General features: G+C 67.4%; 20 protein-coding genes and 1 riboswitch. Of the genes, 8 read left to right on the forward strand and 12 right to left on the reverse strand.

Features of this window, described 5'->3' with window-relative positions; translation table 11 throughout:
- Positions 1-134: 134 nt before the first annotated feature.
- Positions 135-1,442, reverse strand: a complete 1,308-nt coding sequence (locus KIP89_RS00140; RefSeq protein ID WP_213753393.1) for an ABC transporter substrate-binding protein — start codon at positions 1,440-1,442, stop codon at positions 135-137.
- 83 nt (positions 1,443-1,525) lie between these two features.
- Positions 1,526-2,620, reverse strand: coding sequence for an ABC transporter ATP-binding protein (locus tag KIP89_RS00145; protein ID WP_213753394.1), 1,095 nt, complete (start codon positions 2,618-2,620; stop codon positions 1,526-1,528).
- A gap of 328 nt (positions 2,621-2,948) precedes the next feature.
- On the opposite strand from KIP89_RS00145, the gene KIP89_RS00150 reads away from it, so the two are divergent.
- Positions 2,949-3,911, forward strand: coding sequence for a Bug family tripartite tricarboxylate transporter substrate binding protein (locus KIP89_RS00150; protein WP_213753395.1), 963 nt, complete (start codon positions 2,949-2,951; stop codon positions 3,909-3,911).
- Positions 3,912-4,080: 169 nt separating this feature from the next.
- Here KIP89_RS00150 and KIP89_RS00155 read toward each other — a convergent pair whose 3' ends face one another.
- Both KIP89_RS00155 and KIP89_RS00160 read right to left on the reverse strand, forming a co-directional pair.
- Positions 4,081-5,310, reverse strand: a complete 1,230-nt coding sequence (locus KIP89_RS00155; RefSeq protein ID WP_213753396.1) for a URC4/urg3 family protein — start codon at positions 5,308-5,310, stop codon at positions 4,081-4,083.
- 171 nt (positions 5,311-5,481) lie between these two features.
- The gene (locus tag KIP89_RS00160; protein WP_213753397.1) at positions 5,482-6,750 is read right to left on the reverse strand and encodes a GTP cyclohydrolase II; all 1,269 of its coding nucleotides are present in this window, start codon (positions 6,748-6,750) and stop codon (positions 5,482-5,484) included.
- A gap of 254 nt (positions 6,751-7,004) precedes the next feature.
- Between KIP89_RS00160 and upp the strand changes: the two genes are divergently transcribed.
- The 5 genes from upp (at position 7,005) to hemA (ending at position 12,028) form a co-directional block, all read left to right on the forward strand.
- On the forward strand, positions 7,005-7,688 hold the full coding sequence (gene upp / locus KIP89_RS00165; protein ID WP_213753398.1) for a uracil phosphoribosyltransferase: 684 nt from the start codon (positions 7,005-7,007) through the stop codon (positions 7,686-7,688).
- A gap of 188 nt (positions 7,689-7,876) precedes the next feature.
- Positions 7,877-8,497, forward strand: coding sequence for a HupE/UreJ family protein (locus KIP89_RS00170; protein ID WP_213753399.1), 621 nt, complete (start codon positions 7,877-7,879; stop codon positions 8,495-8,497).
- Between the two features lie 68 nt (positions 8,498-8,565).
- A riboswitch (guanidine-I (ykkC/yxkD leader) is annotated at positions 8,566-8,698 on the forward strand.
- Positions 8,699-8,788: 90 nt separating this feature from the next.
- Complete coding sequence (locus KIP89_RS00175) at positions 8,789-10,009, forward strand: agmatinase family protein (RefSeq protein ID WP_250152086.1); 1,221 nt, start codon at positions 8,789-8,791, stop codon at positions 10,007-10,009.
- A gap of 151 nt (positions 10,010-10,160) precedes the next feature.
- Positions 10,161-10,667 (forward strand): hypothetical protein, encoded by a 507-nt coding sequence (locus KIP89_RS00180; protein ID WP_213753400.1) that lies wholly within the window; start codon positions 10,161-10,163, stop codon positions 10,665-10,667.
- Between the two features lie 134 nt (positions 10,668-10,801).
- On the forward strand, positions 10,802-12,028 hold the full coding sequence (gene hemA, locus KIP89_RS00185; RefSeq protein WP_213753401.1) for a 5-aminolevulinate synthase: 1,227 nt from the start codon (positions 10,802-10,804) through the stop codon (positions 12,026-12,028).
- Positions 12,029-12,068: 40 nt separating this feature from the next.
- Here hemA and KIP89_RS00190 read toward each other — a convergent pair whose 3' ends face one another.
- The gene (locus KIP89_RS00190; RefSeq protein ID WP_213753402.1) at positions 12,069-13,196 is read right to left on the reverse strand and encodes an AbrB family transcriptional regulator; all 1,128 of its coding nucleotides are present in this window, start codon (positions 13,194-13,196) and stop codon (positions 12,069-12,071) included.
- A 110-nt stretch (positions 13,197-13,306) separates the two neighbouring features.
- On the opposite strand from KIP89_RS00190, the gene hemN reads away from it, so the two are divergent.
- A complete protein-coding gene (hemN, locus tag KIP89_RS00195; protein ID WP_213753403.1) occupies positions 13,307-14,626 on the forward strand; it encodes an oxygen-independent coproporphyrinogen III oxidase in 1,320 nt (439 codons plus the stop codon).
- Positions 14,627-14,707: 81 nt separating this feature from the next.
- On the opposite strand, the gene KIP89_RS00200 is transcribed toward hemN, so the two are convergent.
- From KIP89_RS00200 to KIP89_RS19945, 7 genes are all read right to left on the reverse strand, one after another.
- Positions 14,708-15,349, reverse strand: coding sequence for a Crp/Fnr family transcriptional regulator (locus tag KIP89_RS00200; RefSeq protein WP_213753404.1), 642 nt, complete (start codon positions 15,347-15,349; stop codon positions 14,708-14,710).
- A 219-nt stretch (positions 15,350-15,568) separates the two neighbouring features.
- Positions 15,569-15,916 carry a response regulator gene (locus KIP89_RS00205; protein WP_213753405.1) on the reverse strand — a complete coding sequence of 116 codons (348 nt, stop codon included), beginning with the start codon at positions 15,914-15,916 and terminating at the stop codon, positions 15,569-15,571.
- 90 nt (positions 15,917-16,006) lie between these two features.
- Complete coding sequence (locus tag KIP89_RS00210) at positions 16,007-16,624, reverse strand: response regulator transcription factor (RefSeq protein ID WP_213753412.1); 618 nt, start codon at positions 16,622-16,624, stop codon at positions 16,007-16,009.
- A gap of 12 nt (positions 16,625-16,636) precedes the next feature.
- Complete coding sequence (locus KIP89_RS00215) at positions 16,637-17,794, reverse strand: two-component system sensor histidine kinase NtrB (protein ID WP_213753406.1); 1,158 nt, start codon at positions 17,792-17,794, stop codon at positions 16,637-16,639.
- Between the two features lie 113 nt (positions 17,795-17,907).
- Complete coding sequence (locus tag KIP89_RS00220) at positions 17,908-19,110, reverse strand: pyridoxal phosphate-dependent aminotransferase (protein WP_213753407.1); 1,203 nt, start codon at positions 19,108-19,110, stop codon at positions 17,908-17,910.
- 179 nt (positions 19,111-19,289) lie between these two features.
- Positions 19,290-19,433 carry a hypothetical protein gene (locus tag KIP89_RS00225; protein ID WP_213753413.1) on the reverse strand — a complete coding sequence of 48 codons (144 nt, stop codon included), beginning with the start codon at positions 19,431-19,433 and terminating at the stop codon, positions 19,290-19,292.
- 201 nt (positions 19,434-19,634) lie between these two features.
- Positions 19,635-19,766: a hypothetical protein gene (locus KIP89_RS19945; protein WP_256441394.1), complete on the reverse strand. Its 132-nt coding sequence runs from the start codon at positions 19,764-19,766 to the stop codon at positions 19,635-19,637.
- Positions 19,767-20,404: 638 nt separating this feature from the next.
- Between KIP89_RS19945 and KIP89_RS00230 the strand changes: the two genes are divergently transcribed.
- Positions 20,405-23,680 (forward strand): autotransporter domain-containing protein (locus KIP89_RS00230; RefSeq protein WP_213753408.1); only part of this gene is annotated, 3,276 nt, incomplete at its 3' end.

A 23,680-nucleotide genomic window follows, 5' to 3' on the forward strand; every position in this document is an offset into this window, starting at 1 on the left:
CCCGGGCTTTGCCCGGGCACCTCAGGATGACGTCTGCGAGGGGAGGACGGTTGGCATCTCCCCCTCGTCATGCTGAGGTGCGAGCGAAGCGAGCCTCGAAGCACGCAGGCTCGCTCCTACTCGATCAACGCGCCTCACGCGGCGATGAACTCGTTCCAGCGGCGGACCATGTAGCGGTCCTCGTCCATCACCGAGTTCCAGCAGGCGACCGCGCCCATGCGCTGCTCGAAGGAGCCGCCGTCGCGCACCGCGCCGGCCGTGTACATCACCTTGCCTTCCGGCGAGAGAATGTCGGTCTTGGCCGGCTGGCCGAGCATCCAGAACGCCCATTCGTCCGGGCTCATGTTCTTCTCGGCGGTGGAGAGCACGGCAGAGTAATAACCCTGCCGGTTGAGATAGGCGCCGACCCAGCCGGACAGATACCAGTTGATGTATTCATAGGCCGCATCGAGCTGTGCGCCCTTGAGGTGCTTGGCGATGCCGAGGCCGCCGCCCCAGGCGCGGTAGCCTTCTTCCAGCGGCTGGTAGACGCAGGGAATGCCCTTCGAGCGCACCGCCGCCACCGCCGGCGACCACATAGACTGGATCACCACCTCGCCCGAGGCCATGAGGTTCACGCTCTCGTCGAAGGTCTTCCAGAAGGCGCGGAACTGCCCGGCCTTCTTGGTCTTGATGAGGAAATCGATGGTGACGTCGATCTCCGCCTTGGTCATGTTGCCCTTGTCGCCATATTTGATGATACCCGCGCTCTCGCAGATCATCGCCGCGTCCATGATGCCGATGGACGGGATGTTCAGGATCGAGGTCTTGCCCTTGAAGGCGGGGTCCAGAATGTCCTTCCAGTTCTTGATCGGGCGGCCGACGAGGTCGGGGCGGATGCCGAGCGTGTCGGCATTGTAGATGGTCGGGATGAGGGTCATCCACTCGGTCGGCGCCTTGGCGAAGGTCTTGGACTCCGGGCCCTCGACGAAGCCGACCGTGCTCGGCGCGGTGCCCTGCGCGATGGTCGAGGTCGGTGTCAGCTTGCCGGTGGTGAAGATCGGCACGATCTGGTCGTAATATTTGATCTTCTTCACATCCATCGGCTGCAGCGTGCCGGCGGCGAAGACCTTCTTGCAGATCCAGTATTCGATATCGGCGATGTCGAAGCTGTTGGCCTGCGTCACCACGCGCTGCGACACGGCGTCAGAGTCGAGCGCCGTCATCTGCAGGGTGATGCCGAGGTCGGCCTTGCACTTCTCGGCGATGGCGTTGAGGTTCGACACGCCGGTGCCGAACTGGCGCAGCGTGATCGGGTTCTGCGCCCAGATGGTGGGGAAGCCGGTGACGGCGCCCGCGCCGGCGGCAAGACCGCCCGCGGCGGCAACGCCCTTCAGCAACTGGCGACGGCTGACGCCCTTGGCCGCGACGGAGCCGGCACGATCCGTGGTCTTCTTGCTCATTAAGGTCTCCCGAGCGTTGTCCGGCGGTGTGCGCCGTTGATTGGTCTGGTGTCAGGCGGAAGGCGATGTCAGGCAGCAGCCGTTCAGGCAGCAGGTGAGGGCTTGAGCAGGTGAACGTCCTGCGCCGTCCAGGCGAGCGGCACCGCGTCGCCAATGGCGAGCGGGGCAGCGAAGAAGGCGGTCTCCGGCACCTGCACGGCGAATTCGTCGACGCCGGGGGCGGCGAGCGCCACCTGCACCTTCTGGCCGTGATATTCGATGTTCTGCACGAGGCCGGTAAGCCCGCAGCCGGGCGCCGCACCGTCGCCCAAGCGAATGCGGTCGGTGCGCACGGCGATTTCCACCGGCGCGCCCGCCTCCAGCCCCTCCGTGTCCGGCACGGTGAAGGAGGCTCCGCCCGGCACTTCGAAGGTCGCGTTGCCCTCGGCCACGCGGCTCACCCGGCCGGCCAGCACGTTATGATCCCCCATGAAGCGGGCGACGAAGGCGGTCGAGGGCCGGTTGAACACCTCGCGCGGGGCGGCCGCCTGCTCGATCCGCCCGCCATTCATCACCACCACGAGGTCGGAGAGCGCCATCGCCTCCTCCTGGCTGTGGGTGACATGGATGAAGGAGATGCCGAGCTGGAGCTGGAGCTTCTTCAGCTCCTGCCGCACCTTGATCTTGAGGAACGGGTCGAGCGCGGAGAGCGGCTCGTCGAGCAGCAGCACCTGCGGGTCGGTGATGAGGGCGCGGGCCAGCGCGACGCGCTGCTGCTGGCCGCCGGAAAGCTGGGCCGGGCGGCGCTCGGCCAGATGGTCCATCTGCACCAGCTTGAGCATCTCCATCGCCCGCCCGCGCCGGGCCGGCTTGGCGACGCCCGCCATCTTCAGCGAGAAGGCGACGTTGTCGACGATGTCGAGATGGGGAAACAGCGCGTAGCTCTGGAACATCATCGCCGTGCCGCGCTTGGCGGGGGCAAGGTCGGTCACCACCGCCGGACCGAGGCGGATATCGCCGGAGCTCACGCTTTCATGGCCGGCGATCATGCGCAGCGTCGTGGTCTTGCCGCAGCCGGAAGGCCCGAGCAGGCAGCAATAGGTGCCGGCGGGAATCTTCAGCGACACGGCATCGACGGCGAGAGCCGGGCCGTAACGCTTGGTGACCTCAATCAGTTCGATCTCGGCGGCTTTGGTCATGTCCCCGGCGCGTCCCCCGCTGAAAAGGCACGGGAAGCTGCTTCGCAAGCCCCATGCCAAACGCGGCAGCGACGCAACGCGAACGGCGCCGGCGACCCGAGGACCGACACCCGCCCGGCTGTCGCTCAGCAAATGGGCAGGCCGGGCGCGTCATTGCCTTGTTAGGATACAACCATTCGCAAAATCGTATCCAATCGCCGATTATCCCTTGGTCGCACATGCCGGCCATTGAGCGCGTGGGCCAAATCGCGCACCCTGCGTCAACCGCACGCCAAGATGCATCGCCGGCCCTTGAGCCGCCGACAATCCACACACAGGGAGTTCGCCCATGCTTCGCACCCTCGCCGCCGCCGCTGTGGCCGGCCTTCTCGCGCTCGGCCCCGCCGCCGCGCAGGACTTCCCCACCCGCCCCATCACGCTGGTCGTGCCCTTCGCCGCCGGCGGATCGACCGATCTCGTCGGCCGCCTCATCGCCGAGCGCATGAGCGCTGAACTCGGCCAGCCGGTCATCGTCGAGAACAAGGGCGGCGCGGGCGGCAATCTCGGCGCGGCGCAGGTCGCCAAGGCGAACCCGGACGGCTACACCATCCTCATGGGCACGGTCGCCACCCACGCGCTGAACCCGGCCATCTACAAGAAGATGCCCTATGATCCGGTGACCAGCTTCGCGCCGATCTCGCTGCTCGCCATCGTCCCGAACGTGCTGATCGTCAACCCGGAATTCCCGGCCAAGACGACCGAGGAACTGATCGTCCTGCTCAAGAAGGAGCCGGGCAAATACAGCTACGCCTCCTCCGGCAACGGCACGCCGCTGCATCTGTCGGGCGAGCTGTTCAAGAGCATGGCCGGCGTCGACATGCAGCACATCCCCTATCAGGGCGCCGGCCCCGCGCTGGTCGACGTGCTCTCGGGCCAGGTGCCGATCATGTTCGACAACCTCCCCTCCTCCTCCTCGCACATCAAGAGCGGCAAGCTGCGCGCGCTGGGCGTGACCACCGCCGACAAGGCCACCTCCTTCCCGGACATCCCGACCATCGCCGAGGCGGTGCCGGGCTACGAGACCTATACCTGGAACGCCCTGTTCGCCCCCGCCGGCACCCCGCCGGAGGTGGTCGCCAAGCTCAACGCCGCCGCCAACAAGGCGCTGGCCGATCCCAAGGTGCAGGCGCGCCTCGCCGATTTCAGCGCCAAGCCGGTCGGCTCGACGCCCGAGCAGCTCGGCGAGCACGTGAAGAAGGAAATCGCCAAGTGGGCGCCGATCGTGAAGGCGTCCGGCGCGCAGGTCGACTGAGGAAGGCGCCGCACAGTCGTTAACCTTCCTCTCCCCGATGGGGAGAGGTGGCCCGCGAAGCGGGTCGGTGAGGGGCTACGACAGCCCGGCCCCCTCACCCCAACCCTCTCCCCGTCGGGGAGAGGGAGATTGGCCGGTTCTGCACGCCTGGCCGTGCTAGGTCTGCCCTTCAGAACACCGTCCCGTCCGCATCAATCGCGATGGGCGGCGGGCCGGCGGGCGGGCGGCGCTCGGCCGCGATGCGGCGCCCCGCCGTCCAGGTGCCGCCCTGCAGCATCTTGGCGAGCGGGAAATCCGCCGCGTCCAGCCCGAGCCGCTCGCGCACCGGATCGGCCAGCCGGTCGAGCAGCGCCACGGTGAGCGCGCGCCACTCCACGATCATCTCGGAGGAGACCGCGTGCTTCTGCGCGGGGTCGACGGGATGGCGCGGCACGATGGCGCCGAGATCGACCAGCAGCCCGCCATTGCGGTACTCCGGCAGGCCGGTCAGCGCGTCGAGATCGGTGATGGCAAGGCCGGCCGCCTCGAACGGCTCCAGCAGCGAATAGGTCAGCCATTGCGAGAGCTTGTGGAACGGCACCAGCCCGACTGAGCGGTCCGGCACGGTGATCGCCTTGTGCCGGCCGACATCGCCCAGCGCCACGCCGTCCACCTCCAGCCCCGCCGGCCAGATGGCCGAGAAGGCGTCGAGCAGCGCCACCAGAATGGCGGACGCCGGCAACCGCCCGACCTTGGCGGTGGGGGCCAGCGCGTCATAGAGACCGCCGGGGCGCAGCGCGCCGTCGCGGAACAGGTCCGGCCGCGCCGCCAGCGCCCGGCCGAGCCGGTTCAGCAGCAGGACGCGCCCTTCCACGCCGACGAGAGGATTGTCCGCGCTCACCTGAAAATGGGCGGCGAGCGTGCCGGCATCGAGCGCGATCAGGCCGGGCGCATCGACCCGCAGCTTCTGCGCGGGATCGGAGGAAAAGCCGCCCGCCTCGAACATGCGCAGGCTGGCCACCGCCAGCCCCTCCGAGCGCGTGACGGTGAGGCCGGTCTCCGCCTCGCGGTAACGCCAGGCGTCGCCAGCGCCGGCATCGAGCAGCACGCTCACCATGGCGAGGTCGATCATGATGCGGGCGCGTTCCGCCGCCTCGATAGCGCCGAGCCCCGCCTCCAGCGCCGCCCAGCGGTCGATGCCGCCGGCCGCGAAATGGCGCCAGCGGCTGTGATAGGGAATGTCGAGCGTCGGATAATCGCTGCGCGTTACCTCCGCCACATAATCGGCCACCGCCCCCAGCGCGCCCTCGTCCACCGTGAAATGCGGCGAGTGGCCGGCCAGCACATGGTCGAGCACCTGATGGCAGCGGGCGCGGACGGCGGCGGGCGAGCGCAGGGCGAGAAGTTCGGGCGGGGTCATGTGGCTGTTTTCCTGCTGCGACGTCCGTCCGGGCGCGCCGTCATCCTGAGGTGCGAGCGGAGCGAGCCTCGAAGGATGCTCGCCCGCCGGCTCTTTGCTCACCATCCTTCGAGGCCCGGCATGCGCCGGGCACCTCAGGATGACGTGGTGTTGTGGAACGAAGGAGCCCCCTCACTCCTTCAGCCCGCGCCCCTGCGTGGCGTCGTACTGGCTGTTGAAGCCGGCGCCGTAATAGCCGGCGGAGACCTTCGCCTCCATCTCGACGCGGGCATCGGGCGGGATGAGGTCATCGGGGATCGGCACCCGCTCGATCACCTCGATCCCGGCCCGCTCCAGCGCGTTGAACTTCATGTCGCTCATCGAGGCGAAGCGGTCGATGCGGGTGATGCCGAGCCAGTGGAACACGTCCGGCATCAATTCCTGGAAGCGCATGTCCTGCACACCGGCGACGCATTCGGTGCGCTTGAAATAGGTGTCCGGCAGGTCGCCGCCCTCCTGCCGCTTGCGGGCATTGTAGACGAGGAACTTCGTCACCTCGCCGAGCGCCCGGCCTTCCTTGCGGTTATAGACGACAAGGCCGACGCCGCCCTTCTGCGCCATCTCCACGCACATTTCGATGCCATGGGCGAGATAGGGCCGGCAGGTGCAGATGTCGGAGGAGAACACGTCCGAGCCGTTGCACTCGTCATGCACGCGGCAGGCGAGCGGGGTGACGCCATCGCCGATCCGCGAGGGCTCGCCGAACATGTAAAGCGTCATGCCGCCAATCGGCGGCAGGAAGACCTTGATGTCGCCGCGCGTCACCAGTTCCGGGAACATGCCGCCGGTATGCTCGAACAGCGCCCGGCGCAGCGCGCCCTCGGTGACACCGAAACGTTCGGCGATGCCCGGCAGATACCAGACCGGCTCGATCGCCGCCTTGGTGACGCGCACATCGCCCTTCGGCCCGATGATGTCGCCATCGATGGCGAGCCGCCCGGCGCGCAGCGCATCGCGGATTTCCGGCATGTCGATATGGGCGCGGGTGATGGCGATGCTCGGGCGCACATCCATGCCCGCAGTCAGCTCGGCGCCGAACACCTCGCCGGTGAGGTGGCCCCACGGATCGAGCGAGACGATCTTGCCGGCATCGCCCCATTGCGGGTGCGGACCGACGGAGTCGGAAGGCGAGGTGTTGGTGAGGTCGGCGCGGAAATCCGCCGGCAGCGCACCGGCCGCGATGGCGAGCGCCCGGTAGACCGAATAGCCGCCGGCATGGGCGCCGATGGCGTTGCGGTGCTGGGGATCGGTAAGGGTGGCGACCACCGGGCCGCGCTCGGCCGGGGTCGGGGCGCCCCAATTCAGGACCGGGCCGCCGGCGGCGACCCCGGTCGGGGCGCCGTGCGAGGTGAGAACGATGTGGTTGCGGGAACGACCGCCTGCACTGGCCTTGACGGACATGGTGGCTCGCTTCTCCTGCGGCCGGACGCCGGCCCTCGGGAAGCACTGAATGTGAGCGCCATTCGCGCCGCTCCGCAAGAGGGCGGACCGTCTCGATGCGAAAAAATTCGGACGGACTGGTCCGATTCTTGTATCGGCAATCGCGCTTTTCGCTGCGCTGTGGGAAGCTGGCGGACGGCCTATCGGCATTCGCCGCACCCGCCGCGTCTTCCCGCGCCTTGCCGACGCGCCTTCGCAAAACGAGTTCGACGCCCATGCACGCGCCCACCGCCCCGACCGACGCTTCCGCCGAAACCGCCGCTCCGCTGCCGTCAACGACCGTGATCGTCGATCACCCGCTGATCCAGCACAAGCTGACGCTGATGCGCCGCTCGCGCACCCCGGCCAACGAGTTCCGCCTGCTGCTGCGCGAGATCAGCATGCTGCTCGCCTATGAGGTGACGCGGGACATGCCGCTCGAACTGATCGAGATCGAGACGCCACTGGAGAAAATGATGGCCCCGGTGGTCGCGGGCAAGAAGCTCTGCCTGGTCTCGGTGCTGCGCGCCGGCGGCGGCATTCTCGAGGGCATGCTGGAAATCCTGCCGGCCGCCCGTGTCGGCCATGTCGGGCTCTACCGCGACCCGGTCTCGCTGGCGGCGGTCGAGTATTATCTCAAGCTTCCGCGCGACATTTCCGAGCGCACCGCCATCGTGCTCGACCCTATGCTGGCGACCGGCAATTCAGCGGCGGCGGCGGTGTCCGAGGTGAAGGCCGCCGGCTGCCAGTCGATCAAGTTCGTCTGCCTGATCGCCGCGCCGGAGGGTCTGAAGACGCTGCACGAGGCGCACCCGGACGTCACCGTCTACACCGCCGCCGTCGACAGCCATCTCAACGATCACGGCTATATCGTTCCCGGCATCGGCGATGCCGGCGACCGCATCTTCGGCACGAAATAGGCCCTTTGCCGGCGGCGCGGCACGCAGGCTGTGCCGGGCGGCACGAAGCTTGAATGCATGATTGGCGTATCGCGCCGGCGCTTGAACCGTCGGGGCGGCACCGTAGACTGCCTTTTGTTCATTCGGCCATTGCAGACGTACGCACCGGGGTTTCCCGAAGGCGGCCTGCCCTTGCAACAGGGAACGTCATGTCCAGCTTCTCGCCCGCCCGCCCCCTCGCCCGCCTCGCCCTCACCGGCGCCTTCGCGCTCACCCCGGCACTGGCCTTCGCCCATGCCGGCCATGGCGACGCGGACGGCTTCGCTCACGGCTTCCTGCACCCGATCGGCGGGGCGGACCATGTGCTCGCCATGGTGGCGGTCGGCATCTTCGCCGCCACGCTCGCCGGCCGGGCGATCTGGGCGGTGCCGGCCAGCTTCGTCGCGCTGATGGCGTTTGGCGGCTTCCTCGGCCTGTCCGGCATCGAGCTGCCCTTCGTCGAGCTGGGCATCGCCCTGTCCATCGTCGTGCTCGGCGGTGCGGTGGCGCTCGGCTGGACGAATTGGCCGCTCGGCGCGGCGATGGCGCTGGTCGGCTTTTTCGCCGTGTTCCACGGCCATGCCCATGGCGCGGAAATGCCGGCGGACGCCTCCGGCCTCGAATACGCCGCCGGCTTCATGCTCGCCACCGCCCTGCTGCACATGGTCGGCATCGGTGTCGGTGTCGGTGTCGCCATCGGCAAGGCCGGCGCGAACGCCCCGCGCCTCACCCATGCGCTTGGCGCGGTGGTGGCGGTGGCCGGCATGGGCATCCTGACTGGGGTGATCTGAGCGCCGAAACTTTCGGCGCCTCCTGCCGACAATCCGGGCTTCCGGTCCGCCGGGAGCCCGTCTATCCTGAAAAATGTCCCTAGGGTTCCGGCGCCGCAAGATAATGCATCTTTGGCGCGGCTGGTCCGAGAGGGACAGCCCGGCGGGGGATGCGTCCCACCACATTCGCCGGGTCCACGGCGGGACAAAAGCCCGGGAGGCTCGCGCGACGGGATCGCGGTTGAGACCTCCCTTATTCCCGAGGTCGCCTCCGAAGCCGGTCGCAGAACTGATCGCAAGGAGAGACGCCTGATGCGTTCGCATTCCACCCGCGCCCACCCGACCCGCGCCCACCGCATCGCCGGTCTTGCCGGCACGCCCGGTCGCGCCCGCCGCCACCACCCCAATTTCGAGATCAAGGGAACACAGGGCTGGAAGGCGCTGGAATCGGAGGAGAAGCTCTCCGAGGATGGCTGGCGCCGCGAGCAGCAATGGGCGCTCGACATGGGCCTGCCCGGCGCGGAATCGATCAACGACAAGTCGATCCCGACCTTCGCGCGCGGCGAGCTGCCGCATTTCGCCGGTATCAACACCTTCATGAAGGCGCCTTACGTCGAGAATGTCCGCGATGTCGGCAAATACGACGCCGCCGTCATGGGCATCCCCTTCGATTCCGGCACCACCTACCGGCCCGGCACGCGCTTCGGGCCGCAGGGCATCCGCCGCATCTCCGCGCTCTACACGCCCTACAACTATGAACTCGGCGTCGACCTGCGCGAGCAGATGACGCTGTGCGATGTCGGCGACGTGTTCACCATCCCGGCGAATCTGGAAAAGAGCTTCGACCAGATCTCCAAGGGCGTCAGCCACGTCTTCTCCTCGGGCGCGCTGCCGATCATGCTCGGTGGGGATCATTCGATCGGCTTTCCCTGCGTGCGCGGCATCGCCGAATGCACCTCCAAGCGCATCGGCATCATCCATTTCGACCGCCACATCGACATCCAGGAAAAGGATCTCGACGAGCGCATGCACACCACGCCCTGGTACTGGGCCACGAACCTGCCCAATGTGTCGCCGAAGAACCTGGTTCAGCTCGGCATTGGCGGCTGGCAGGTCCCGCGCTACGGCGTTCAGGAAGCCCGCAAGCGCGGCACCAATGTGCTGACCATCGACGACATCGAAAAGATCGGGCTGGAGAAGGCCGCCGAGATCGCGCTCGAACTCGCCTGGAAGGACGCCGACGCGGTCTATATCTCGTTCGACGTGGACAGCATCGACTGCGGCTTCGTGCCGGGCACCGGCTGGCCCGAGCCGGGCGGGTTTTTGCCGCGCGAGGCGCTGAAGATCCTCGGCCTCGTCGCCGCCGAGGGGCTGTGCGGACTCGAGGTGGTGGAGGTCTCCCCGCCCTACGACACCTCGGACATCACCGCTTTGTTCGGCACCCGCGTGGTGGTCGAGGCGCTCGGCTCCATGCTCGCCCATGGCAAGCTCGGCAGCCACAAGCACATGATCGACAAGCCGGTGAGTTTCTGAGTTCCCGCGTCACCTCTCCCCGCTGGGGAGAGGTCGGCCGCGCAGCGGCCGGGTGAGGGGTTGCGACATTGATCGCGGTGAAGCCCCCTCACCCCAACCCTCTCCCCGCCGGGGAGAGGGAGTCAGGGACAAGGTCTAGGGAGACACCGCCATGCACCGCGGACACGACCATCATCACGACCACGGCGCGGGAGGGCACTCCCACTCGCACGCCGAATCGCACGCCCATTTCCACAGCCCCGGCCATAATCACGGTCACGGGCCGCGCGGCACCGCGCAGTGGCAGACCCCGCACCTGCCGCACCCGCCCGAGCCGGACGACCACGCCCCCACGGAACCCGATCTCGATCTGGTCGAGAAGGCCTTCGTCGAGAGCTTCGCCACGGCGAGCGACCCGACGAGTTTCCTGCGGCTTGCCCGCGTGCCGTTCGACGCCATCACCACCGAGGGCGTGCGCGTCAGCCTGCTGCGTGTCGAGACCAACGAGACCACCGATGTCGGCGCGGTCATGCCGCATCTGGGCGGCGGCAGCTTCCGCCACGATCCGCTGCCGGCGGCCATGACCTCGCGCCGCAAGAGCTTGCGCTTCGTCTATTTCGACGGTCAGGCCGCCGTGCCGATGACGCTGGCGCAGGTGCGTTCGCTCGCGGAGACGTGAGGCCGCGGCGTTTCGGTTAAGCGCGCCCGATCGCCGCGTCCGTGGTTTCGCGGGTTGATCGGAACGCCTCCAAAGTTCATGGTGCCCCTCGACAGGCTCGCCGCGACGCTCCGCGCGGGCCGGAGTGGATGCACATGGATTACGCACGTTTCTTCCAGAATGCCGTCGAGACGCTCAAGACCGAACGGCGTTACCGGACTTTTGCTGAAATCGAGCGCGACACCGCCCGTTTCCCCCATGCGGTGTGGCACCGGCCCGAGGGCGCCCGCGACATCGTCATCTGGTGCTCCAACGACTATCTCGGCATGGGCTGCCATGAGAGCGTGGTCGAGGCGATGTGCGCCACCGCGCGCCAGGCCGGCGCCGGCGCCGGCGGCACGCGCAACATTTCCGGCAACAGCCACGCCATCATCGAGCTGGAAGCCGAGCTGGCGGATCTGCACGGCAAGGACGGCGCGCTGGTCTTCACCTCCGGCTATGTGTCGAACCAGACCGGCATCGCGACGCTGGCCAAGCTGATCCCGGACTGCCTCATCCTGTCCGATGCGCTGAACCACAATTCGATGATCGAGGGCGTGCGCCAGGCGGGCCGCGACAAGCAGATCTTCCGCCACAATGATCTCGCCCATCTGGAAGAATTGCTGCGCGCGGCGGGCGACCGGCCGAAGCTGATCGTGTTCGAGAGCGTCTATTCGATGGATGGCGATGTCGCCCCGATCGAGGCGATCTGCGATCTCGCCGAGCGTTACGGTGCCATGACCTATCTCGACGAGGTGCACGCGGTCGGCATGTATGGCCCACGCGGCGCCGGCCTCGCCGAGCGCGACGGCGTGATGCACCGGGTCGATGTGATCGAGGGCACGCTGGGCAAGGCCTTCGGCGTGGTCGGCGGCTACATTGCCGGCAGCGCCGCGGTTATCGACGCGGTGCGCTCCTATGCGCCGGGCTTCATCTTCACGACCGCCCTGCCCCCGGCGGTCGCGGCGGCGGCGGCAGCCTCGGTGCGGCACCTCAAGGCATCGGGTGCCGAGCGCGCCCGCCAGCAGGCGCAGGTCGCCAAGGTCAAGCGTGCGCTCGACCGCGCCGGCCTGCCGCAGATCGTCACCGAAACCCACATCGTGCCGGTGATGGTGGGCGACGCCACCGCCTGCAAGGCGGCGAGCGACATGCTGCTGGAAGATCACGGCATCTACATCCAGCCGATCAACTACCCCACCGTGCCGCGCGGCACGGAGCGGCTGCGCATCACCCCCGGCCCGTTCCATGACGACGCGCTGGTCGCCCATCTCGCCTCGGCGCTGGTCGATGTGTGGACGCGGCTCGGCCTGACCTTCGTCGCGCAGGCGCAGGCCGCCGAATAGGGCGTTCCTGAAGAGGGCGTAGCCGCCTACCGGCCCGCCCTCAGTCCTTCGGCTCGGTCTCGTCGAGCGGCGGAGTGTCGTCCTTGGGGGCAACCGGCGCCACCGGCGGGCCGAAGAACAGCCGCGCAATCACCGGAATCAGCAGTGCCAGCCCGACGAAGCGCGCCAGATGGTGCGCGGCCACGAAAGCCGGATCAAGGCCGAGCACGAAAGCCATGATGGTCATCGCCTCCAGCGCACCCGGCACATAGGCCACCAGCACCTTGGCCAGCGGCTCGCCCGAGAGCCACGCCCCGAGCGCGGAAAAGGCCAGCGCCACGATGATCGCGATGGTGAGCGCACCGAGCGAATCCAGGAAGAAGCGGCGCAGCGTGTCCGCCTTGGTGCCGGCGAAGCGGCTGCCGGAATTAGCCCCCAGCACCACGAAGCTGCCGATCAGCAGCAAATCGGGCAACCGGCCCTCGATCAGCCCGGCGCCGTGCACGACCCCGCTCGCCAGCATCGCCCCGACCATGGTGCCGCCAGGAAAGCGCGCCTTCTCTGCGAGGAACGCTCCCAGCACGCCGACCCCGATCGACAGGAAGAAGCTGGTCCAGTCCGGCACCACCGGGTTGATCGGCAGGGTGCCGGCCGGTTGGTGGCCAAGCCCGCCCAGCGCCGCCGGCAGCAGCGCCACCAGCACGAAAAGGCGCAGCGATTGGCTGAACACGACGCGGCGCGTATCCGCCCCCGAGCTTTCCGCCATGATGAGCACGGTCGACAGCGCGCCGGGCGCCGCGCCGAAAAAGGCGCTGCGGCGGTCCCAGCCGGCGACCTTCTCCAGATAGACGATCACCGCGACCATCATCACCGGCACGGAGATGAGCAGCACCGCCATCGTCACCGGCCAGGTGGCGATGCCGTCCAGCGTCTCCGGCGTGATGGCGGAGCCCATGGAGGTGCCGAGCAGCACATAGGTGACGACGCGGACATTACTTTCCACCCCAACCGGGGCGCCGAACAGCGCGGCGATGGCAGTGACCACCAGCGCGCCGGACAGCCAGCCCGCCGGCATCCCGACGCCGGCGAACAGCGCCCCGCCGGCGCTGGCAAGCGCCAGCGTTACCCCCCACCAGAGGAAGTCGCGCGGGGAATAGCCGGGACGCTTGAACAGGAGGGGGAACGGCATCAGGGACGGGGCGGAGAGCGGACATGCGTAGGGCTACGCAGGAATGCGTAGGGGGCGGAGATTTGCGCCGGATCAATGCGCCGAACCGTCCGCCCGGTCAAATATCAAACATGCATAGTTCAGCTCTCTTCCATGCGGAACGCGCGGTCCCGCGCTACACCTCCTACCCGACCGCCCCGCATTTCTCGGGCGCGATCGGGCCGGGCGACCATGCGCGCTGGCTCTCCATGCTGCCCGATGACGCGACCCTGTCGCTTTATCTGCACGTCCCGTTCTGTCCCTCGCTCTGCTATTATTGCGGCTGCACCACCAAGGCGACGCGACGCCCTGCGCCGGTCGCCGCCTATGCGGCGCGGCTGGAGCGCGAGATCGACCTCGTCACCGCCCATGCCGGCGGACGGCGCGTCACCCACATCGCCTGGGGCGGCGGCACGCCGAGCCTGATCGGGCCGGACGCGCTGAAGCGGATCTTCGGCCGGATCGCTGATCACTTTGATCTCACTGGCCTGATCGAACACGCCATCGAACTCGATCCGCGCGAGACCGACGAGGCTCTCGCCGACGCGCTGGGCGCCATCGGGGTCGACCGGGTGAGCTTCGGGGTGCAGGATTTCAGCGTCCATGTGCAGTCCGCCATCGGCCGCGTGCAGCCCTTCGGCACGGTCGAGCGGGCGGTAAAACTCGTGCGCGAAGCGGGGGTTAGCGCGGTCAACCTCGATCTGATGTACGGCCTGCCGCATCAGACCGGGCGCGATGTGCGCCGCACCGCCCAGCTCGCCACCCTGCTCGCCCCCGAGCGCCTCGCTTTGTTCGGCTACGCCCATGTGCCGTGGGTGCGGCCCAATCAGCGACTCATCGACCAATCCGCCCTCCCCGGCGCCGCCACCCGCCTCGAACAATCGGAGGGCGCGCGGGAGACGCTGATCGCTGCCGGCTATGTGCCTGTGGGACTTGATCATTTTGCGCGGCCTCACGACCCGATGGCGATCGCGGCGGCGAACGGTCGGTTGCATCGGAACTTCCAGGGCTACACGGTCGATCAGGCCGATGCGCTCATCGGGCTCGGGGCATCGGCGATCAGCCGGCTGCCGCAGGGGTTCACCCAGAACGCACCGGACTCCGCCTCCTATATCCGCGCCATCGACGCCGGCCGCTTCTCCACCGTGCGCGGCATCGCTTTCACGCCGGACGATATAAAGCGCGGCGCGCTGATCGAGCGGCTGATGTGCGACCTCGCGGTCGAACTCGACGCCTATACGCTCGCCGAGGCGGCTCCCCGGCTGGCGCCGCTCGTAGCCGACGGACTGTTGCAGATCGAAGGTCTGCGCATCGCCATGACCTCCTTCGGGCGCCCCTTCGTGCGCCTCGCCGCCGCCGCGCTCGATGCCCGGATGCAGGCGGGTGCCGTACGCCATTCGGTCGCCGTCTGACCCTGCCGCCAAGCACGACGAAAAAGGCCCCGCTCACCGAGCGGGGCCTTTTTTCTTGCGGGGGCGATGGGGTGAGCCGTCTCAGGCGGCACCGGCCAGCCGGCGCATGCTGTTGCGATCATTGATCTGCACCTCGTCCGCCCGCAGCAGCGCAACCAGACCGCGACGCTTCAGCTCGGAGAAGGCACGGCTTACCGTCTCCAGCGTCAGACCAAGGAAATCGGCGATCTCCTGCCGCGTCATGGCCAGATGCAGCGTACCGCCGACCACGCTTTCCGGCATCAGCCGCAGCAGGAAGAAGGCGACCCGCTCAAGCGCGGACATGCGGCCCAGCACCAGAGCGTGGGAATGCATGGCGCAGAGCTGCGTCTCGAAGCGGCGCAGGAGCCGGGAGGCGAGAGCCGGATCACGGTCCAGCGCGCCGCGATCATGGGTGGTGATGACGGCGGTGGTGAGCGTCTCGGCGGAACAGGCATAGACATCGCAGGCCGCGAGGCCGAACACATCGCCGGGGCCGAGCAGTTCGACGACCTGACGCCGCCCGTCCGGCAACAGCTTCGTCAGCATCATGGCCCCCTCGACCACTTCCATGATGCGGCGGGCGGTGTCGCCCTCGTGCAGCACCGTCACATGAGCCGCGACCCGCAGATAAGCGCCGTGCATATCGGGCACGCTGGCATGGCGCGAATAGCTCCCGGTACGTTCTTCGATGATCTGGCGCATCCGACTCTCCCCGACTGATCTGGATCAATCTTAGAGAGAGCCGCACGCTCACACAGTTCGGTGGGCTGCGTAAGGACATTCCCGAAGGACCGAGCGCCGCAGGGTCTCCGGCATGCGCGCGCTCAGGCCCTCCCGCTCTGGTTGTGGAACCCGCGAGTCGGAAACTTGGGGGCATGATCTGATTGGAGGATGGGCGTGATTCGACCCGCCCGGAGCCGGCTAATGGCTGGGCATGGCGCGCGCGAGCGTGTCCACATCAAGTGGCTTGCGCACCACCCCGACCGAGGGCAGTCCCCGCAATTGATGGTCGATGGCGCTCTGCGACTGGCCGCTGATGACGACGACCCGCGGGGGCTCGGCGAGCTTGAGCAGCCACCGCACCACCTGACCACCGGAGATTCCCGGCAGGCTCAGATCGACGATGACCGTGTCCCGTCCGGCGGGAGGGGAAGCGCGGAACAGACTCTCCGCATCGGGATATGAGACCACCTCGTAGCCGAGGTTGGCGAGGATCAGGCCGAGCGAATCGCTCACCCCCGCATCATCCTCAACAACATGAACTCGCACAGGCGCTCTCCCGCAGTTTGCTCGTAAAGGTGCGGAAGGCCGCCACCCCTAGCAATTCGTAGGGATGCGTAGATGGCCGCACGTGCTCCGTCAGGCGCGCATGTCCTTGAGCACGATACGCACGAGATCGGCCGCGTTCTTGGCGCCGAGCTTCTCCATGATGCGGGCGCGGTGAACCTCAATGGTGCGCGGCGAAATGCCGAGCAGGCGTCCCGCCTCTTTGTTGGAGGCGCCCGAGGCAATCTGCACCAGCACTTCGCGCTCGCGCGGGGTCAGCAGGTCGTGACCGGGGAAATGGGCGGACAAGAGATCCACCGGCTCGGCGGCATTGCGGCGCTTATGCGCCTCGATGGCATCGCGCACCCGCTCCACCACCGTATCGGCATCGAACGGCTTCTCGATGAAATCGAGCGCGCCATGGCGGATGGCGTCCACGGCCATGGGAATGTCGCCCTGCCCGGAGATGATGAAGATCGGCGCCGGATAACGGTCGGCCTCCAGTTCCTTCAGAATATCGAGGCCGGAGCGGCCGGGCATGTGGACATCGAGCACGATGCAGGACGGCACATGGCTGCGTGCCACCGACAGGAAGGCCGCCCCATCGGAGAAACCGCGCACATGGTAGCCTTCGAGACTGAGCACCAGCGACAGCGCATCGCGGACAGCGGCATCGTCGTCCACGATGAAGACTTCACCCATCTGCGCCATCATCAGTCCCCCTCAACCGGCGTCGGCTGGCACGTCAAGCCGGGCTACCGGCAGCACAAGCGAAAAGCACGCCCCCTTGCCGCTGCCACCGGGATCGACCAACAGGTCGCCTCCGTGGTTCTGGGCGATCGTCCGCGAAATCGCAAGCCCGAGCCCCATGCCGCGACGTTTTGAACTGGCGAAAGCCTCGAACAGCTTGGGCAGTGCTTCCGGCGCGATGCCCGGTCCATTGTCCTGCACCTCGATGAGGACGTTGTCGGCCAGGCGCCGGGTGCTCACCCGCAGTTCCGGCTCGGGCATTTGGGCGGCCGCCTCGATACCGTTGCGCACCAGATTGACCACGATCTGCTGGATTTGCACCGGATCGACCGAGACGTGCGGCAGGTTGCCAGCGGAGTTGCGGCTGATGCGCACCCGATGGCGCTGGCCGAGCAGGGTGAGATCGATCGCCTCGTCAACCAGCGGATCGAGATCGCGCAGATGCCGCTCGGGCTCGCGCTTCTCGACGAATTGCCGCATGCGCTGGATGATATGCCCGGCCCGCTCCGCCTCGCCAGACGCCTTGCCCAGGATGTCGCCGACGAGACTATTGATGTCGACGCCCTTGGAGTGAGCGCGCCGGATGGCCTGCAGATAGAGCATCAACGCCGTGAGCGGCTGATTGAGTTCATGGGCGATCGCCGCCCCCATCTCGTCGATCGCCGAGACGCGCGCGAGATGAACGAGTTCGCTCTGCAAATCGGCGAGGCGCTGCTCGCTTTCCTTGCGCGGGCGTAGGTCTCGCAGAATGCCGATGAACTGCCGCCCGTCCGGCGTCGCCGCCTCGCCGACGGAGAGTTCGAGCGGAAACACCGTGCCATCGGCATGCCGCCCGCGCACCTCACGGCCGATGCCGATGATCTTCTTCACGCCCGTGCGGATGTAGCTCGCGACATATTCGTCGTGATCCGCAGCATATTCGGTGGGCATGACGAGCTTGACGTTCTGCCCCACCGCCTCCGCCGCCGCGACGCCGAACATCTGCTCGCAGGCCTTGTTGAAGACGAGAATTCGCGCACGATCATCGATCACGATAATGCCGTCGGCCGCCGTATCGAGAACGGAGGCGAGGCGCGCATCCGACACGGTCGGCAGATCGTGCAGGGCGGACGACGAACTGAAATCACGCATGATTCCAGTGTGCTATTGCCAGACTGCCGGGGCAACCTGTTCTTTCGAATTTCCGCAACGACACTTTCTGCGACACCACCTTCTGCAACGCCATCTGGCAGCCGCCCCCCGGCTCATTTCTTGAGCCAGCTCACCAGCCGCTCCGTCGCCTCGGTGATCTGCGCCTCGCCACGGGCGAAGCACATGCGCAGATAAGCCTCGCCTCCCGGCCCGAACGCCGTGCCCGGCGCGAGACCGATGCCCGCTTCATCCACCAGCCGAAGCGCAAGCTGGCGCGTGTCGCTCTCGCCCTCGATGGCGAAGAACATGTAGAACGCCCCCGGCGGAGTGGCGAAGCGCACCCGGTTCGAGGTGGAGAGCCCGGCGGCCACGATGTCGCGCCCACGCCGTGCCCGCTCGATCTGGTGCGTGACGAAGCTGTCGCCGCGTTCCAGCGCGGTGACGCCCGCCCGCTGCATGAAGGCCGCGACGCCCGAGGTCGAATACTGGATGAGGTTCTCCAGCACCTGGCCGAGCGAGGGATGCGCCTCGATCCAGCCCAGCCGCCAGCCGGTCATCGCCCAGTTTTTGGAGAAGGTCTGGACGAAGAGGATGCGATCCTCCGGGTCCATTACCTCGTGGAAGGACGGGGCAAGCCCACCCTCCTCGAAATAGAAGCGGCCATAGATCTCATCGGCGATGATCCAGAGCCCGTGGCGCCGGGCAATGTCGAGCACGCCGCGCAGGGTTTCGGCCGGGGCGACGAAGCCGGTGGGATTGGCGGGCGAATTGATGAAGATACAGCGCGTGCGCGGCGTCACCGCACTCTCCAGCCGGTCGAGATCGAGCCAGAAACCGCGCGCCGGATCGAAAGACAGCGGCACCGCCACGGGCCGCGCGCCGATCACCTCGGCGGCAGCGGCGGCATTGGGCCAGGAGGGGGAGGGAATGAGGATCTCTTCGCCGGCCGAGAGCGTCAGCGCCAGCGCGATCTGGATCGCCTGCATGCCGGAGCCCGTCACATGGTACCGCTCGAGATCCTCGGGCACACCGTAGACGCTGCTCATGTAGCGCGCGATGGCCGCGCGCAGTTCGGGAATACCGCGCTGCCAGGTGTAGAAGGTCTCCCCCGCCGCGAGCGAGCGCGTCGCGGCCTCGCTGATGAAGGACGGGGTCGGCAGATCACCCTCGCCCGCCCAGAGCGGGATCAGCCCCTCGCGCCGCCGTCCATAATTCATCACCTCGACGATGCCGCTCTCGGGCAGAGCGAGAGCCTGCGGGCGGATATGGTCGAGCAAGGAGGGGGCACTAGAGAAGGGGGAAGCAGAGACAGTCATGGACAACTCGCGAAACGCTAGGCGGTTGCTGACGATAGCGCATCCGCGCTGCCACGCCCATGAAGCCGTCATGAAAAGGAGTGATGCAGGCATTTATGCCTGAGATGGCCCGGGCGGGCACGATGCAGCGCATCGCACCCGCAACTCAGGCGTCGTGTCAGTGGCGAGCGCGCGTGGCGTCAGCCAATCTGTTCGAGAATGATCTGCCGAACCTGTTCGCGGGTGAGCAGGCAGGGCTCGGGCTTCCAGTCCTCCGGCGAGCGGACGAGGGAAGGCGTGTTATGGGGGCGGCGATGGGCGCCGCGACTCGTGTCGTTGTTCACGTAAATCCTAATGCCGGCAGAGCGCCTCTTGGGCGGGCCGCACAGCGATCTCATCGGAATTTTTTGATAATGGCGGCGGCGTCACCGAAAAAAGCCGCGCATGTCGATCAGTCGACGCCGACAACCTAGTGCGCCATTGCGGGCGAAACAAGGCCCCCGCCGACAATGGCGCAAGCCTGACGCCAGCCTCGCTGCAAATGTCTATGAGCGGATGAGCCGGCCATATTCTTCGGCCCGGCGCTCCATATCCTCGACCGGCGGGAGGTCGCCATCGGCAATGCCGGCCTCGATCTCCCGCGCAACAACCGGCCAGTAACGTTCGATCGCCGCCATCAGATCGGCGGGCCTGCGCTGCGACGCCCTGAGGTCGACAGCACATTGCGCACGGGCCCGGCTCTCGGTGTTTTTGGTCATCCTGAAAGGTAACACGGGCCGGCTGGGGGCTATGTCCAGTTGTGCACGCATCCCCGCCCGTTCGCGCAAATGTGTGGAACCTTGGAAGGGATCGCGCCCACGCACGCGCCTGATCCAAAAGCCGGGCGCGTGTTCCGAAACCCTAGGGATGCCTTGCAGTCGACGGCCAGGGCTCCCGCAACGGGATGGGCCAGCCCTCAGTCGCACGGACGTTCGCGCAACACGCACCCAGAAAAGCGAACGACAGCGCAAACCTGCTTGCCTGCGAGGCCCTTATCTTTTCTTATATATTTGGAATGGGCGGGGCTTCTGAACTAACGATGATCGATTCTAAACAGCGTATTTTTCCGCTACCGGGCGACAAGCATCAAGATGTATTGTATTATTTCGACATCGTTGATGACTATCCGGCGATCGGCGGCGTCGTCGAGTTTTCCCGAAACCTGTTCGCTGCGCTAAAGAAAATCTACGGTCATCGACTGATATCGGTTCGCAGTCTTGCGCCGTCCTTTGGTCTGCCGCCGTCGGATATGCCCTATCTCCATCGCGAGCGCCTAATGGCGCAGCGACTGGCTGAATACGCACCGCACGCGACCTTCTTCTTCCCCAATTTCCAGTCGCCCGTGCCTGGCCGGGCCCGAGCGGGTGGGCCGCGCATCGTCAACGTCATTCATGACGTGCAGTTTGCCTATCTGCCGCATCTGTTCTCCGCCGAACGGCGGGAGGCGCTCTACGCCACCTTCGCGGAAACCCGCGACAATGCCGACGAGATCGTCTTCATCAGCGAGGCCGCGCGCGACCAGTTCCTTGCCACGATCGGCGCGCCGCGCCAGCACCGGGTCATCTACAATCCGATCGACGCCGCCGTGCACGCGGCGGCGCGGGCGGTCCCGCCCTGCCGCCCCTATCTTCTCGCCTCCCTCCATCACCATCCGCACAAGAATTTCGACGGCCTGCTGCGTTTCTTCGCGCGCCTCTCCGAGGAGGATGCCGACCTCGAACTGCTGCTCACCGGCCATGGTGGTGAGAAGCTTGCCCGGCTGATCGACGCGCTCCCCGCCGCCACGCGGACGCGCGTGCGCCATCTCGGCTATGTGAGCCGGCATCGGCTGGACGGGCTCTACCGGCAGGCCCGCGCCTTCGTATCGCTGTCGCGCTTCGAGGGCTTCAACATGTCGGCCGCCGAGGCGGCGCGGCACGGCACGCCTCTGCTCCTGTCCGACCTGCCGGTGCACCGCGAGCTTTATGAGGGGCTGGCCTGTTTTCTCGATCCCGACGCCCCCTCGGTCGCGGGCGCGCAGGCCTATCTCGCCGCGCGGGCGCTCGCCCCGGCGCCGCTATGGAGGTTTGAGGCGCTATGCCGGCCGGAGCAGGCCGCGGCAGCCTATGCTTTGGTACTCGACGCGCAGGCGGCCGCCGGTGGTCGCGCCCCGTTGCCGCGCCGGACACGGGCCCTCCCGCGCAACCTTCGACCCATCGCTTCCAGCGCGCGTCCCAATGAGGGCCCCCGCGGGGTCATCGCCCGGTGCTCGGCGGCGATGCTGGCCGCCACCGTCCTCACCGGTGCCAGCCTCTGCCTCTCAGTGCCGGCCTTTGCCGATGGCGGAGCCGGCGGCGGCCGTAGCGCGCGGGTTCGCGTCGACAATGTGTGGGTTTATTACGTGAATCCTGGCCCTGCCGGTGGAACTGGCTATTCGGGCGAAGACGGTTCGGAGGGAGGCTCCACCTATTACGGCGGCGGCGGCGGCGGCGCGGGCGGTGGCGCGGGCGCTGATGGCGATCCGTGCGGCAACGTGTGTGGCCAGGGCACGTCGCCGGGGATTGGTGGGGCCGGAGGAACGGCCGAGCATCCCGATGGGAGCGATGGTCAAAGTTCGGTGTCAGCCAACGGAAATAGCGGCGGCGGGTCTGGTGGCGGCGGTGGCGGCTATCACGGCAATGGCTTCAGCGGTGTGTTCACCGGAAGCGACCTGACCGGCGGCAATGGCGGCAATGGCGCGGATGGTCCGACTGGTCTCATCGGCTCAGCGGGTGGTGGCGGCGCGGGCGGCTATGGCGCGCTGATCCTTCAAGGCGGCAGCCAGGGCAACGCCGCGACGATTGTCGGCGGCAGCGGCGGCAATGGGGGCAGCGTCAATACGGCCAATCAGGGCGCCGGCGCCGGTGGCGATGGTGGCGTCGGTGTGTATTTCGCGACCTCGGGCGTGACCTTCACCAATACCGGCAGCATCACCGGCGGCGATGGCGGTGCCGGTGGCACGGCGCCGGCGGCGACGGGTAACTATGCGGCGCTCGATTTCAGTGGCGCCACGGGTTCCGGCGGGGCGGGCGTGGTCGGATCGGACCTGACGCTCATCAATGGCGGCACCATTTCCGGCGGCTGGTCGGGTGATGGCCTGACGCAGGCGAGCGCGGTTGTCTTCGAAGGCGGCGCCAACGTCCTCACCTTCCTCAATGCCACCTCGGGCCTCAGCGGCGCCATCGAGTTGCAGAACGACGCATCGCTGACCTTCGCCCAGGCGACCGATGTCACTGTGGACAATGTCATCACCGGCACCGGCACGCTGTCCAAGACCGGCACCGGCACGCTGGATCTCACCGGCGACAGTTCAAGCTTCACCGGGCTGATGACGGTCGTGGAGGGGCGCCTCGCCCTGAATGGCAGCCTCGGCGGCTCCATCCTGGTGGGTGACGGCGCCACGCTGGGCGGAACAGGCTCGAGCGGCTCGGTGACGGTCGCCGGCGGCGGCACGCTGGCGCCGGGCAACTCCATCGGCACCTATCATGTGACGGGCGATGTGACCTTCTCTGCCGGCTCCACCTACCAGGTCGAACTGGACGGCTCCGGCAACAGCGACCTTCTCTCCGCCACGGGGCAGGTCACGCTCAACGGGGCCACGCTGAGCCTTATGGGCCTCGATCCGGCGGCCAGTTATGCCGACGGTGTCAGCTATACCATTCTGGAGGCCACCGGCGGGGTGGTCGGGACCTTCGGGGCGGTGACGACGGATTCGCTGTTTCTCACCGTAGACGTGAACGACCTCGCCAATGGCATCAATGTGGTGATCTCGGCCTCGGACGACGCCTTCACCAGCGTCGCCGTGACGCCGAACCAGATCGCCACCTCGGCGGCGCTGGGCACGCTGCCGCAGACCGGGGCCTCGCTGGCGCTGTACAACTCGATCCTGTTCCTCACCTCGGCCGGCGAGGCGCAATGGGCTTATGACCAGCTTTCGGGCGAGGTGCATGCCTCGACGCAGAGCCTGTTCATGGAACAGTCCTCGCTGATCCGCGGCGCGCTGAATGATCGCCTGCGGGCGGCGCAGGGCGGGGTCGGGGCCTCTTCCGGCCAGGTGGTGAATGTGGTCGAGACGGCCTCGGGCGCGCTCGCCTATGCCGCGCCCTCTTCCGTGCAGGTCGCGGCCGATATGAGCATGCCGATGAAAGCGGCGCCGGCCTTGGCGCCGGTCGAACGCTTTGCGCTGTGGTCGACCGCCTTCGGCAATTGGGGCGAGATGGACGGCAACTCGAATGCCGCCGGCGTCTCCGATTCCACCGGCGGCTTCCTGATCGGCGCGGACACATTGGTCGGCGAGGGCTGGCGCGTGGGTCTGGCCGGTGGCTACAGCTACACCGACTTCTCGATTTCCGGCCGCAACTCCTCGGGCTCCAGCGACAACTGGCACATCGGCCTCTATGCCGGCAATGAATGGGGCCCGCTCGCGCTGCGCACGGGTCTGGCCTATACGTGGCAGGACATCTCGACCAACCGCTCGGTCGCCTTCACCGGCTATTCCGACAGCCTGTCGGCCGATTACAACGCCGGCACGGTG

It is taken from the genome of Ancylobacter radicis, from assembly GCF_018449475.1.
GTDB classification, from domain to species: Bacteria; Pseudomonadota; Alphaproteobacteria; order Rhizobiales; family Xanthobacteraceae; genus Ancylobacter; species Ancylobacter radicis.